The sequence below is a fragment of the Streptomyces sp. NA04227 genome (assembly GCF_013364195.1).
GTDB lineage: Bacteria > Actinomycetota > Actinomycetes > Streptomycetales > Streptomycetaceae > Streptomyces.
In genome coordinates this window covers 391512-404123 of record NZ_CP054918.1, presented here as the reverse complement: position 1 = coordinate 404123, position 12612 = coordinate 391512, and the positions used below count along the sequence as shown (strand labels likewise).

Below are 12612 nucleotides of genomic sequence, written 5' to 3'. Positions count from 1 at the left end.
TGAGTGGGGAGCGGAGACCAGCGTGAGCAGCGAGAACCCAGCCGACGACGTGCGTGAGACCTGGGACGTGGTCGTGGTCGGAGCCGGTCCCGCGGGAGCCTCGGCGGCGTACGCCGCCGCGGTCGCGGGCCGCAGTGTCCTGCTCCTTGAGAAGGCCTCGCTGCCGCGCTACAAGACCTGCGGCGGCGGCATCATCGGACCCTCGCGCGACGCACTGCCGCCGGGCTTCGAACTGCCGCTGCGCGACCGGGTGCACGCGGTGACCTTCTCGCTGGACGGCAAGTTCGCGCGCACCCGGCGCTCGAAGCAGATGCTGTTCGGGCTCGTGGACCGGCGGGAGTTCGACCACGCGCTGGTGGAGCACGCGCAGAAGGCCGGTGCCGAACTGCGCACCGGTGTGACCGTCTCCCGGGTCGAGCAGCACGGCCCCGAGGTCCCCGACCGCCGCACGGTGGCCGTCGTCCTCCAGGGCGGCGAGACCCTCCTGGCCCGTTCGGTGGTCGGCGCCGACGGCAGCGCCAGCCGGATAGGTGCTCATGTCGGCGTGAAGCTCGGCCAGGTGGACCTCGGCCTGGAGGCCGAGATCCCGGTGCCGCCGACGGTGGCGGAGGACTGGGCGGGCCGGGTGCAGATCGACTGGGGCCCCCTGCCCGGCAGTTACGGCTGGGTCTTCCCCAAGGGCGACACACTGACCGTGGGCGTGATCTCCGCACGCGGTGAAGGCGAGGCCACCAAGCGGTACTTGGAGGACTTCGTCGCCCGCCTCGGGCTCGCCGGATTCGAACCGGAGATCTCCTCCGGCCATCTGACCCGCTGCCGCAGCGACGACTCCCCGCTGTCCCGCGGCCGGGTGTTGGTGTGCGGCGACGCCGCGGGCATGCTGGAGCCGTGGACCCGCGAGGGCATCTCCTTCGCACTGCGCTCCGGGAGGCTCGCGGGGGAGTGGGCGGTGCGGATCGCAGAGGCGCAGGACGCCGTGGACGCCCGCCGCCAGGCGCTGAACTACGCCTTCGCGGTGAAGGCGGGACTCGGCGTGGAGATGGGTGTCGGCAGCCGCATCCTGAAGGCCTTCGAGCGCAGGCCCGGCATGCTGCACGCGGCGATCACCGGCTTCCGCCCCGCCTGGAAGGCCTTCGCCCGCATCACCCGCGGTTCGACGACCCTCGCCGAGATCGTCCGTACGCATCCGGTGGCGCACCGGGTCCTTTCGCGGCTGGACGGCTGAGCCCGGGCGCCCCGTTCACCGCGGGGCGTCCTTGACGGTGATCCTGAAGACCGGGTGGTCCGGTGCGGCGGCGAGCAGCGTGGCATCGGACGACTCGGCGGTCACCCCGCGGAAGAACTCGCCCACCTCCCAGCCCCACCGCTTCAGGTAGACGCGCAGGATCTCCGGCTTCTCGGCGTCGGGCACCTCCGTCGCCGTGAACTCCCGTACCCGGCGGCCGAGTCGGAGCTCGCCGCCGCCCGCCGCCCGCATGTTGCGCACCCACTGCGAGGTGCCGCGCGCCGACACCAGGTACTCCTCGCCCCGGAACGGGAGCGGGTTGACCGGCAGCCGCTGCGGCTGCCCGCTCTTGCGCCCGCGGACCGAGAGCTCGGCCGACCCCTGAAGGCTCAGCCCGCGCCGGGCCAGCCAGCCGACGAGCCGGTTGAACGCGGCTGTCGTACGGCCGGGGGCTCTGTAGTACGTGGAAGAAGGGGAGCCGGGAGAGGTACGGGAAGTGGTGGACTCGGCGGACATGGCGGGCCTCCGTGTGCGGCTGCTGAGGTGAGAGCGCTGAGGTGAGAGCGCTGCGGTGTGAACGGTGTGCGTGTACGGCGGGATGTGAACCGTGAGGCGAGAGCAGTGCTCTCGTTCTGGGTTCCAGCATGGGGGAGGTGGCGCGCGAATGCAAGAGCGGTGCTCTCTTTTCGGTCCAGCGCTCTTGTTTCGGTCTGGCGCTCTCTTCGTGTTCCCCTGCTCTCGTCTGTGTGCAGTGCTTCCGGACGTATGGGAGACTGCCGGGTCATGAGCACCCCACAGGGCGTCCGGGCGCGGGCCCGGGCCGAGATCACCGCGGCCATCAAGGACGAGGCGCGGCGCCAGCTCGCCGTCGAGGGAGCCCAGCGGCTCTCACTGCGCTCGGTGGCCCGGGAGCTCGGCATGGTCTCCTCGGCGCTCTACCGCTACTTCCCCAGCCGGGACGAGCTGCTGACGGCGCTCATCATCGACGCGTACGACTCGCTCGGGGCGGCGGCCGAAGGGGCGCACGCACAGGTGCCGGGCGACGCGTATGTGGTGCGCTGGACCACCGTGTGCGAGGCGGTACGGACCTGGGCCCTCGCGCATCCGCACGAGTACGCGCTGATCTACGGCTCGCCCGTGCCCGGTTACGCCGCCCCGCAGACCACCGTCCCCGCGGCCGCCCGGGTGGGCAGGCTGTTGATCGACGTGACCCGGGACGCCTGGCACGCGGAGCGGCTGCGTCTCCCGGCACTGTCGGACGACGCGCGTCCCGAGGCGGAACGGTTGGCGGCGGATCTGGCCCCCGGCCTGCCGCCCGAGGTGTGCCTCGCCCTCGTCGCCGCCTGGGCGCAGCTGTTCGGCCTGGTCGGCTTCGAGCTGTTCGGCCAGTTCAACCGCATCGTCGAGGACCGGGAGAGGTTCTTCGCCCAGTGCGCCGCCTCGCTCGCCGGGTCCGTCGGGCTGACAGGGGTCTGACGCCGGGGCTGTCCCACCGTCCGGGTCGTACGAAGGGCCCTTTGCGCGCGGACCTTCGCGACGCCCGCACCCGCCCCGAGCGGACCCGTACGACGGGCGCCCCCCGCAGACCGCGGCCCGAGCGGCCTACTCCGTGAGGAGTAGCCGTGATCACCACGCCCGGCTGACGCCGGGGACGGGCCGCGGCGCTTAGCGTGGCCGACATGGAACAGCAGCCCACCGGCATCCGCGGCATCCTCCGCCGCCAGGCACCGCCCTGGCGGCGCCTTCCCGACCGGTGGCCCGGGCCCGGCGGTCTCGGCGAGGAGGACGGAACCCGGCTGCCCTGGCTCTCCACCCTGCTGATCACCGGGTTCGTCATGATCGGCTCCGGATTCGCGGCGAAGGGCCAGCCCGACCGTGAATCGCTGGACGTCTTCGCGCGGCTGCTGCTCGCGGGCGGCACGGTCTCGTTGCTGTGGCGGCGACGGCATCCGGTTTTGGTGGCCTTCGTGACGGCGGGCACCGCGCTGGTCTACCTGAGCGCGGGCTACCCGTACGGGCCGGTGTTCCTCACGGTGGCGCTGGGCTGCTTCAGCGCGGTCGTCACCGGGCACCGCAAGGCGGCCTGGTCGGCGCTCGGCATGCTGTGGGCCGGACATCTCCTGGTGGCGCACTGGCTGTACCGCTGGCTGCCGCCGGACGACGGCCCGGCGCCCTGGAGTCAGGAGATCGGCGTCGCCGCCTGGGCCGCCGCCGTGGTGGCACTGTCCGAACTGGCACGGGTCAAACGGGAGCAGTGGCGCCGCGAACGCCGGGAACGCGAGCAGGCCGCCAGGCGCCGCGCGGACGAGGAACGGCTGCGTATCGCACGGGAGTTGCACGATGTGCTCGCCCACAGCATCTCCGTGATCAATGTGCAGGCCGGAGTCGGTCTCGCCCTGCTTGACTCGGATCCCGAGCAGGCCAGGTCGGCGCTCACCGCCATCAAGTCGGCCAGCAAGGAGGCGCTCGGCGAGGTCCGCCAGGTGCTCGACAACCTGCGTACGCCGGGGGACGTGCCGCGCGCCCCCGCGCCGGGTCTGGCCCGGCTCCCCGAACTGGTCGAGCAGGCGGCGGGCGTCGGACTCACCGTGGAGGTCACCGCGGAGGGCGACCCGGTCGCGCTGCCGCCGGGCGCCGATCTCGCGGCCTTCCGCATCGTCCAGGAGGCCCTCACCAACGTGGTGCGCCACTCCGGTTCGCGAACGGCCCGGGTGCATCTGTGTCACGAGCCCGCGGTGCTGCGGCTGCGGATCGACGACGACGGGCCCGCCACCGGCGCACCGGCCGGTGGCAGCGGCAACGGCCTTGCCGGAATGCGGGAGCGTGCCGCCGCGCTCGGTGGCACGATCGAGGCCGCCCCCCGCGAGGACGGGGGATTCAGTGTGAGTGCCGTACTGCCCTTCCGGGAGGACCGTTGATCCGCGTCGTGCTCGCCGACGACCAACTGCTTGTCAGGGCAGGCTTCCGGGCACTGCTCGACGCCCAGGCGGACATCGAGGTGGCGGGGGAGGCCGCCGACGGCGAGGAGGCCGTGACCCTGGTGTCCCGACTGCGGCCCGACGTGGTCCTGATGGACATCCGGATGCCGCTGCTCGACGGGCTCGCCGCCACCCGGCGGATCACCCGGGACCCGGCGCTCGCCGAGGTGCGGGTGGTCATGCTGACCACCTTCGAGCTGGACGAGTACGTCTTCGAGGCGATCCGCGCCGGGGCCTCCGGCTTCCTGGTCAAGGACACCGAACCGGAGGAACTGCTGCGCGCGGTACGGGCCGTGACGGACGGCGACGCGCTGCTCTCGCCCGGGGTGACCCGGCGCCTCATCGCGGAGTTCGCGGCCCGTTCCAAGGAGCCCGCGGTCTCCGAGTCGCTGGCGGCGCTCACCGAGCGGGAGCGCGAGGTGATGGCGCTGGTGGGCATTGGCCTGTCCAACGAGGAGATCGCCCGCCGTCTGGTGGTCAGCCCGCTGACCGCCAAGACGCATGTCAGCCGGACCATGGTGAAGCTCGGGGCGCGCGATCGCGCCCAACTCGTGGTGCTGGCCTACGAGTCGGGGTTGGTCCGGCCCGGCTGGCTGGGCTGACCCCGGCTGCGCAGGCCCATCAGGACGAAGGCGACCCGCAGTGCGAAGGTCGCGGCGCCGAGCGCGGCGGCGCCGAGCAGCATCAGGCGTTCGACCATGGCGGGCATCGAGAAGACGAGGACCGCACCGGCCACCGCCGCGTAGACGAGCACCGCGGCGACCGTCCCACTGAACAGCGCGTAGCCGATCCCGACCCTGATCGTTTCCCGTTCGGCCGGGCTCCGTCCGCTCATACGGCAAGTCTCACCGAACGGCGCCCCGTGGACAAGGTCGCCACCTCTCAAGTGACGGTCCACGGGGCGCCGTTGGGCGTGGGCCGGGCTCAGTCGCGTACGGCTCCGGCCTTGGCCTTGACCGGCTCCTCGGCCTGGGAACGGGCCACGACCAGGGACGGTCCGCCGCGGCGGGTGCGCAGTCCGGGCAGCGAGAGCAGGAGTCCGGCGGCGGCGACCAGGGTGACGACGAGCAGGCCCGGACGGAAGCTGTCCAGAACCTGTTCGGGCGTGGCGTGTTCCTTGCTGTTGGCGGTGACCACGGCGGTCACGACGGCCAGGAAGATCGCGCCGCCCACCTGGATCGAGGTGTTCAACAGGCCCGAGACCATGCCCTGTTCGTGGTCCTCGACGCCGTTGGTGGCCTGGACGTTGAGCGAGGGGAAGACCAGCGCGCAGGCGGCGCCGAGCAGCAGCATCGAGGGCAGGACCACCACGGCGTACGTCGGGCTGAGGTCGGCCCGCAGGAACAGCGCGTAGGACAGGACGAGCGCCGCGAAGCCGATGACGATCAGGCGCGGGGTGCCGAAGCGGTCGATGACCGAGCCCATGGTGGTGGCGGAGAGGGCGACCAGCGCACCGGCGGGCAGGAAGGCGAGCGCGGTCTGCATGGCCGACCAGCCGAGCAGGTCCTGCATGTACTGGGTGACCAGGAACTGGAAGCCGACGTACGAGCCGAAGAAGGTCATCGCGCCGACCTGGGCCCGCAGTTGGCTGCCCGAGCGCAGCACACCGAGGCGGACCAGCGGGCTCGCGCTGCGCTGCTCGATGACGACGAACAGGGTCAGCAGGACGACGACGGCGAGGAAGGAGAGCAGGGTGCGTGCCGAGGTCCAGCCGACCTCCGGCGCCTGCACCACGGTGAAGACGAGCAGCAGCATGGACGCGGTGCCGGTGACGGCGCCGGGGACGTCGTATCCGCCGCGGGTCTCTTCCCGGGGGCTGCGCGGGATGAGCTTGATGCCGGCGACCAGGGCGAGCACCGCGATCGGCGCGGGCAGCAGCATGGTGAGGCGCCAACTGGCCTCGGTCAGCAGGCCGGAGAGGACCAGGCCCATCGAGAAGCCGGTGGCGGCGCAGGTCGTGTAGATCGACAGGGCGCGGTTGCGTACCGGCCCCTCGGCGAAGGTCGTGGTGATGATCGACAGGCCCGCCGGTGCGGTGAAGGCGGCGCTGAGGCCCTTGATGAACCGGCTCGCGATGAGCAGGGCGCCGGAGTCCACGAGCCCGCCGAGCAGCGAGGCCACGGCGAAGACGCCGAGCGCGATCAGGAAGACCCGGCGCCGGCCGAGCAGGTCGGCCGCGCGGCCACCGAGCAGCAGCAGGCCGCCGTAGCCGAGGATGTAGCCGCTGACGATCCACTGGAGGGTGGAGGTGGACAGGTCGAGCTCGGAGCCGATGGACGGCAGTGCCACACCGACCATCGAGACGTCGAGGGCATCCAGGAACATCGCGGCGCACAGGACGAGGAGCGTCCCCCACAGACGCGGCGTCCAACGCTCCTGGGTCGGGGAGGAGTTGAGCGGAGAGGTCATGGGCAGAACAGTTACATGCGTGTGCATCGAATGCAAGCGCAATTAATGCGAGTGCAAGAAAAGCGGATTTCTGCTACGGTGCGAGCCATGGCGGCGAAGAATGCCGAGCGCACGCTCGTGGATCGGTGGCGGGGCATCCTCGCGGTGCACGCCCGCACGATGTGCCATCTCGACCGCGAGCTGCACCAACACGGCCTCGGCGCAAGCGACTTCGAGGTCCTCGACGTACTCGCCGGGGAGACCTCCGAGGGCGGGACCGGTGTCTTTAGGGTGCAGGAGATCGCGGAGCGGGTGCATCTGAGCCAGAGCGCGCTCTCGCGTCTCGTCGGCCGTCTGGAGAAGGACGGCCTCGTCGAACGCACCATGTGTCCCGAGGACCGGCGCGGCGTCCGGGTGCAGCTCACGGGCAAGGGGCACGCGCTGTACGTGAAGGTCCTGCCGCTCCAACGCGCCGTACTGGCAAGGATGTTGGACGGGGTCGAGAGCTGAGCCCGGATCCACTGGTTGACGGGTCCGCGTAGTCCGCCCCGAAGTGCCGGAGCAACAGCCGGTGGATCCGGGCTCAGGCTCAGCCAGTGTTCACCGATGGGCGGCCAGCACTGCCGCGAGGCCTTCTCGAAGGTCCTTGACGAAGTACTCGGGAACCTCCAGCGACGGGAAATGGCCCCCGGACTCGGGCGACCTCCACCGGACGATCTGTCGGTACCGCTCCTGCGCCCAGGCGCGTGGGCACTTCTCGATGTCGCGCGGGTACATGCTGATCGCCGACGGGACATCGACCCGGAGTTCGGGATCGAGCGACTTGTGGCTCTCGTAGTAGATGCGGGCCGACGACGCTCCGGTCCGCGTCAGCCAGTACAGGGTGACGTCGTCGAGAATGCGGTCCCTGGAGATCGTCTCGAACGGGCTGTCCTCGGTATCCGTCCACTCGGCGAACTTGTCGAGGATCCAGGCGAGAAGCCCGACCGGTGAGTCGACGAGCGAGTAGCCGATGGTCTGCGGCCGGGTCGCCTGCTGCTTCGCGTACGCCGCGCGGTGGCGCCAGAAATCGCGGGTGTCCTCGGCCCATTCGCGCTCGGTCGCCGTCAGTCCGTCCATGGGCAACCCGGGCGGTGCCTCCGCGAACGTGGTGTGGATGCCGAGGACGTGCGCCGGGAACCTGCCGCCGAGGACCGTGGTGATCACCCCTCCCCAGTCGCCGCCGTGGGCTACGAACCTCCCGTAGCCGAGCCTTCCCATCAGCTCCACCCATGCGGCCGCGATCTTTTCGATGCCCCACCCGGTGGTGGCCGGTTTGTCGCTGTAGCCAAAGCCGGGCAACGACGGGACCACGACGTGGAACGCCGGTGCGTCCGCGTCCTTCGGATCCGCCAGTTCGTCCACTACGTCGATGAACTCGGCGATGCTGCCCGGCCAGCCGTGCGTCAGGATCAGAGGAGTGGCATCCGCCCGTGCGGATCGGCGGTGCAGGAAGTGGATTCCCAGATCGTCGATGGTCGTACGGAACTGGCCGATCCGGTTGAGGCGCGCTTCGAACGACCGCCAGTCGTACCCGGTGCGCCAGTAGTCCACGACATCGACGAGGTCGGCGAGAGGAACGCCCTGTTCCCATCGACCGGGGCCGGGCGCCGCGCCATGAACCGTCTCGGCTTCCGGTAGCCGCGCCGCGGCCAATCGCGCGCGCAGATCGTCGAGTTCGGCGTCGGTTGCGCGGACCTCAAATGCTTGCACGTCGCTGGGCATGGGACCTCCTGGTCGTCGTGGAACGGGCAGTCCGGCGGCGATCCGGCCGCGAACCGGCTAGGGCGGTTCTAGCGCGTCCCGATGCCGGTGCGCAACCGGCTAAGGTGGTTCCATGACTGCTCGGTTCCCCGAATTCCGTCTCGGTAGCGTGCTGGCGACCAGCTTCACGGGGACTCTGACGGAGCGTCGCGGCGACGCTGTGGAACGCATCCCCACGCCGCAGCGACTCGTCGACTGGCTGGCGGTGTACGACCTCGCCGTGGAGTCCTGCACTACCGCCCAGCTCGAACTCGCCCGGGAACTGAGGGAATCGATTCACGCCGCCGCGACAGCGGCCGCGATCCGGGACCCGCTCCCCGTTTCCGCTGTCCACGTCATCAACGACTTCAGTGCTCAGGGTCGGGCCGCGGCCGTCCTGACACCCGAGGGCAATCGGCGATGGCAGCTCAGCTCGGCTTCCTGCGTGGAAGATGCCCTGGGCGTGATCGCCGCCGACGCGATCAGCGTCATCGCGGGCGAACGAGACGGAAGACTGGCCCTGTGCGCATCGCCGACCTGCCAGGCCGCCTTCTTCGACACCAGTCGAAGCCGCACTCGTAGATGGTGCGAGATGAACACGTGCGGGAATCGCGAGAAGAAGGCGCGCTTCCATGCCAACCAGCGCAAGAATCCTGGACCGGCGAAGTAGTTGTCGCCCTCGGTGCACATCCGGGTGGGCCCCACATCCGCGACACCTCTGTCGTTTCAGGTGAGGGGTGAGCAGGGCGTCGCGTCCGGTCCGGGCACCGCCCTCCGCCGTACCTGCTCGCATCGTTGACTGATCAAGCGCGTGCTAGTTTGCCGCGGTGGCATTGCGTAACGCGGTGATGGCCGCACTCCTTGAGGGCGAGGCGTCCGGGTACGACCTCGCGAAGGGTTTCGACGCCTCGGTCGCCAACTTCTGGATGGCCACACCGCAGCAGCTCTACCGCGAGCTGGAGCGCATGGAGCGCGAGGGTCTCATCGCCGCGCGGGTCGTGGAGCAGGAACGCCGGCCCAACAAGCGGCTGTTCTCGCTCACCGAGGCCGGGCTGGCGGCCGTCCGCGCCTACGTGGCCCAGCCGCTCGGCAAACCGACGGCGATCCGGGACGAACTGCTGGTCAAGGTGCAGTGCGCGGACGTGGGTGACATCGAGGCCGTACGCCGGGCCATCGCGGAGAGCATGGAATGGTCCACCGCGAAGCTCGCGCGCTACGAGCGGCTGCGCGAGCGCCTGCTGGCGGGCCGCACGGAGGACGAGTACTTCGCCGGGGCCGAGCGGATCGGCCCGTTCCTCACCTTGCTGCGCGGCATGTCCTTCGAGCGCGAGAACCTTCGCTGGGGCGAGAGCGCGCTGCGCAGACTGGAGAGCAGGGCAGCCGCCTCGGGCCGGGAGGCCTGAGCGCAGGTCCGTGGCTGCCGCGCCCGGTCCGTGCTCGTGGCGCCGGGTCCGTGCCCGGCCCGTGTTCGTGGCGCCGGTCCGTGCCCGGCCCGCAGGGTCCCGTGCCCGGCGACGGCGTCGCAGCCGAGTCCGCGGACCGGGGACCTCAGCCCCAGGTGATCGCGGAGGTCTCGCGCCACAGGGCCGCGAGCGAGGCGTCCCCGGTGATCTGCGGGAAGGGGACGCGGTTCCACAGGGCCAGGTACAACCGGGCAGCGGGGCCGGAGAGTTCGCAGTCCACCTCGCCGTCGGCGTCCCGTTCGGCGACCGGGGGCCCCTCGGACAGCCGCAGGGTCCAGGACACCGGCTGATCGGTGACGCGGACCCGCAAGGTGCGCGGCCGGTCGGTGCGCACGCTGCTGCGCGAGCGCGCGTGGAAACCGGTGAGCAGTTCGCCGATGCCGTCCGCCGCGAAGCCGCCGTCGACCGGGCTCGGGGTGCCGCCGAGCGCCGACTGTGCGTCCAGGCGGTGCACCGTCGTCTCGTGTGCCTGGCGACGGGCCCAGAAGGCGAGCGGTGAGGGCGCGGGCAAAAAGCTCCAGCACTCCACGTCCGGCGGCGCCGCCCACAGGGTGTCGACCAGGATGCGATGGCCTTCCCGGAACCAGTCCAGGAGTTCGGGGCCGTTGAGCGCGGGCTCGTCGCGGCCCGGGTGGAAGTCCGGCAGCGCCTCGGCGACGAACCGGGTCGCCCAGCGGTGCACGGTTCCGGTGTGCCGCAGCAGATCACGGACCTGCCAGCCGGGGCAGGTGGGCACCTTGGTGTCGGTACCCGCCTCCTCGGCGGCCTGGGCGAGCAGCAGTCCCTCGCGGTCGAGAACCGCGGTGTACTCGGCGATCTCCATGCCCGTGATTGTGCCGGAGCCGGTGCGCGTGTGTCCGGCGGCTCCGGCGGTTCCCGCGTCCACGCGGTGGCCCGTGCCGGGGCCTGATGCGGGCTCAGACCGTGACGACGCGGATGCCCGCCTCCTCGAAGCGGGCGGTCGTCGCGGGGTCCGCGGCGGTGTCCGTGACCAGGGTGTCCACCCGGTCCGCGCCGCAGATCCGGGCGAAGGCGCGCTTGCCCAGCTTGCTGGAGTCGGCGGCGACCACGACGCGCGAGGCGCGCTCGCACAGCAGCCGGTTGATCGCGGCCTCCGCCTCGTCGTCCGCCGTGGCGCCGTGCTCGGGGTCGAGTCCGACGACGCCCAGTACCGCGATGTCCATCGTGATCTGGCTCAGCACCCCGTCGGCGAGCGGACCCGTCAGCTCGTACGACTGCGCGCGGGCGACGCCGCCGGTGACAACGATTTTGAACTGCGGGCGTACCGCGAGTTCGTTGGCGATGTTGAGCGCGTTGGTCACCACGGTGAGCGCGGGGGTGCCGGAGGAGAGATCCGGCCGTACGGCAAGGCAGCGGGCGACCTCGGTGCTGGTGGTGCCGCCGGTCAGTCCCACCGCCTCGCCGGGTTCGACGAGATCGGCCACCGCCTTGGCGATGCGCTGCTTCTCGGAGGCGTTGCGGGCGGTCTTGTAGCGCAGCGGCAGCTCGTACGAGACGCCGTGGACGACCGCGCCGCCGCGTGTGCGCACCAGCATCTGCTGCTCGGCGAGCTGGTCGAAGTCGCGCCGGATGGTGGCCGCCGAGACCTCCAGCTCGCCTGCCGCCTCCTCCACGTCGAGGCGCCCGCGCTCGACCAGGAGCTCGAGGAGGGCCTTCCAGCGGGCATCGCGCGACATCGAGTCTCCGTTTCCGTTGTCCTTCTCCCGGGTGAGGAGAGAAGTGAGGAGCCGAGCCTATCCAGTCTGACGCTGGATGCTTCCTTTTGCTTGAAACAGCGCTATATTTTGCAGAAACAAGCATTGATAGGAGTGGGGAACCCAAAGATGAGCCACGTGCAGAACGAGCTGAACAGCCAGCCCGAGAACTGGACCCGTGCGGCGGAGCTCGCCGCCGGTCACCGGGACGTACTGCCCGCCCCGGGCGAGCGGGTCGCGATCGTCGGGTGCGGCACCTCGTGGTTCATGGGCCAGGCCTTCGCCGCCCTGCGGGAACAGGCCGGTGAGGGCGAGACGGACGCCTTCGCCGCCTCCGAGTTCCCCTCGGGCCGGGCCTACGACCGGGTGATCGCGCTGACCCGCTCCGGCACCACCACCGAGGTGCTCGGCCTGCTCGGCGAGCTGAGCGGCAAGGTCCGTACCGTCGCGATCACCGCCGACCCGGCCACCCCGGTGATGACCGCCGCCGACGACGTGGTCGTCCTGGACTTCGCCGACGAGCAGTCCGTGGTGCAGACGCGGTTCGCCACCACGGCGCTGACCCTGCTCCGCGCCCACCTCGGCCTGCACACCGACGCGGCCGTCGCCGACGCGCGCACCGCGCTCGCCGAGCCGCTGCCCGAAGGGCTCGTGGAGAGCAGGCAGTTCACCTTCCTCGGCCGCGGCTGGACGGTGGGCCTGGCCAACGAGGCCGCGCTGAAGATGCGCGAGGCCTCGCTGTCGTGGACCGAGGCCTACCCGGCCATGGAGTACCGCCACGGCCCGATCAGCGTCACCACCAGCGGCACCGCCACCTGGATGATCGGCGAGGCCCCCGAAGGTCTCGCCGAGCAGGTACGCGGCACCGGCGCCCGCTGGGTGAACGGCACCCTCGACCCGCTGGCCGAACTCGTCCGAGCCCAGCGGCTGGCCGTGGCGGTCGCCGAGGCCCGCGGCCTGGACCCGGACGTCCCCCGCCACCTGACGCGCTCGGTCATCCTCCCCTCCGCCTGAGTCCGGCTCCCGCCCGAAGCACCGCCGAAGACCGCACGACCCGAAGA

The 12612-nt window shown here is 71.2% G+C and carries 14 protein-coding genes; 8 read left to right on the top strand and 6 right to left on the bottom strand.

The window, feature by feature from the left end; all coding sequences use genetic code 11:
- Positions 1-22 precede the first annotated feature (22 nt).
- Positions 23-1225, top strand: coding sequence for a geranylgeranyl reductase family protein (locus HUT18_RS01430; protein ID WP_176104224.1), 1203 nt, complete (start codon positions 23-25; stop codon positions 1223-1225).
- A 15-nt stretch (positions 1226-1240) separates the two neighbouring features.
- Here HUT18_RS01430 and HUT18_RS01425 read toward each other — a convergent pair whose 3' ends face one another.
- Complete coding sequence (locus HUT18_RS01425; protein WP_176097051.1) at positions 1241-1741, bottom strand: nitroreductase family deazaflavin-dependent oxidoreductase; 501 nt, start codon at positions 1739-1741, stop codon at positions 1241-1243.
- Between the two features lie 267 nt (positions 1742-2008).
- On the opposite strand from HUT18_RS01425, the gene HUT18_RS01420 reads away from it, so the two are divergent.
- From HUT18_RS01420 to HUT18_RS01410, 3 genes are all read left to right on the top strand, one after another.
- Positions 2009-2701, top strand: coding sequence for a TetR/AcrR family transcriptional regulator (locus tag HUT18_RS01420; RefSeq protein ID WP_176097049.1), 693 nt, complete (start codon positions 2009-2011; stop codon positions 2699-2701).
- Positions 2702-2904: 203 nt separating this feature from the next.
- Entirely contained in the window at positions 2905-4143 is a 1239-nt protein-coding gene (locus HUT18_RS01415) for a sensor histidine kinase (protein WP_176097048.1), read from the top strand.
- A complete protein-coding gene (locus tag HUT18_RS01410) occupies positions 4140-4805 on the top strand; it encodes a response regulator transcription factor (RefSeq protein ID WP_176097046.1) in 666 nt (221 codons plus the stop codon). The genes HUT18_RS01415 and HUT18_RS01410 overlap by 4 nt, the downstream gene beginning before the upstream one ends.
- Here the strand turns inward: HUT18_RS01410 and HUT18_RS01405 are convergent.
- Together HUT18_RS01405 and HUT18_RS01400 are read right to left on the bottom strand one after the other, a co-directional pair.
- Complete coding sequence (locus HUT18_RS01405; RefSeq protein WP_176097044.1) at positions 4766-5038, bottom strand: DUF6332 family protein; 273 nt, start codon at positions 5036-5038, stop codon at positions 4766-4768. The two genes, HUT18_RS01410 and HUT18_RS01405, sit on opposite strands and share 40 nt — an antisense overlap.
- Positions 5039-5127: 89 nt before the next feature.
- Entirely contained in the window at positions 5128-6612 is a 1485-nt protein-coding gene (locus tag HUT18_RS01400; protein WP_176097042.1) for an MFS transporter, read from the bottom strand.
- Positions 6613-6699: 87 nt separating this feature from the next.
- Between HUT18_RS01400 and HUT18_RS01395 the strand changes: the two genes are divergently transcribed.
- Entirely contained in the window at positions 6700-7101 is a 402-nt protein-coding gene (locus HUT18_RS01395) for a MarR family winged helix-turn-helix transcriptional regulator (protein ID WP_176097041.1), read from the top strand.
- 90 nt (positions 7102-7191) lie between these two features.
- Here the strand turns inward: HUT18_RS01395 and HUT18_RS01390 are convergent, their stop codons facing one another.
- Positions 7192-8355, bottom strand: a complete 1164-nt coding sequence (locus HUT18_RS01390; RefSeq protein WP_176097039.1) for an epoxide hydrolase family protein — start codon at positions 8353-8355, stop codon at positions 7192-7194.
- Between the two features lie 112 nt (positions 8356-8467).
- Between HUT18_RS01390 and HUT18_RS01385 the strand changes: the two genes are divergently transcribed.
- Both HUT18_RS01385 and HUT18_RS01380 read left to right on the top strand, forming a co-directional pair.
- Positions 8468-9043 (top strand): ABATE domain-containing protein, encoded by a 576-nt coding sequence (locus tag HUT18_RS01385; RefSeq protein ID WP_176097037.1) that lies wholly within the window; start codon positions 8468-8470, stop codon positions 9041-9043.
- Between the two features lie 157 nt (positions 9044-9200).
- Positions 9201-9776: a PadR family transcriptional regulator gene (locus HUT18_RS01380; protein WP_254878378.1), complete on the top strand. Its 576-nt coding sequence runs from the start codon at positions 9201-9203 to the stop codon at positions 9774-9776.
- Between the two features lie 145 nt (positions 9777-9921).
- Here HUT18_RS01380 and HUT18_RS01375 read toward each other — a convergent pair whose 3' ends face one another.
- Together HUT18_RS01375 and HUT18_RS01370 are read right to left on the bottom strand one after the other, a co-directional pair.
- Positions 9922-10659, bottom strand: coding sequence for a maleylpyruvate isomerase family mycothiol-dependent enzyme (locus HUT18_RS01375; RefSeq protein ID WP_176097035.1), 738 nt, complete (start codon positions 10657-10659; stop codon positions 9922-9924).
- Positions 10660-10753: 94 nt separating this feature from the next.
- The gene (locus tag HUT18_RS01370) at positions 10754-11533 is read right to left on the bottom strand and encodes a DeoR/GlpR family DNA-binding transcription regulator (RefSeq protein ID WP_176097033.1); all 780 of its coding nucleotides are present in this window, start codon (positions 11531-11533) and stop codon (positions 10754-10756) included.
- Between the two features lie 147 nt (positions 11534-11680).
- Between HUT18_RS01370 and HUT18_RS01365 the strand changes: the two genes are divergently transcribed.
- Positions 11681-12565, top strand: a complete 885-nt coding sequence (locus tag HUT18_RS01365; protein ID WP_176097032.1) for an SIS domain-containing protein — start codon at positions 11681-11683, stop codon at positions 12563-12565.
- Positions 12566-12612: the final 47 nt, after the last annotated feature.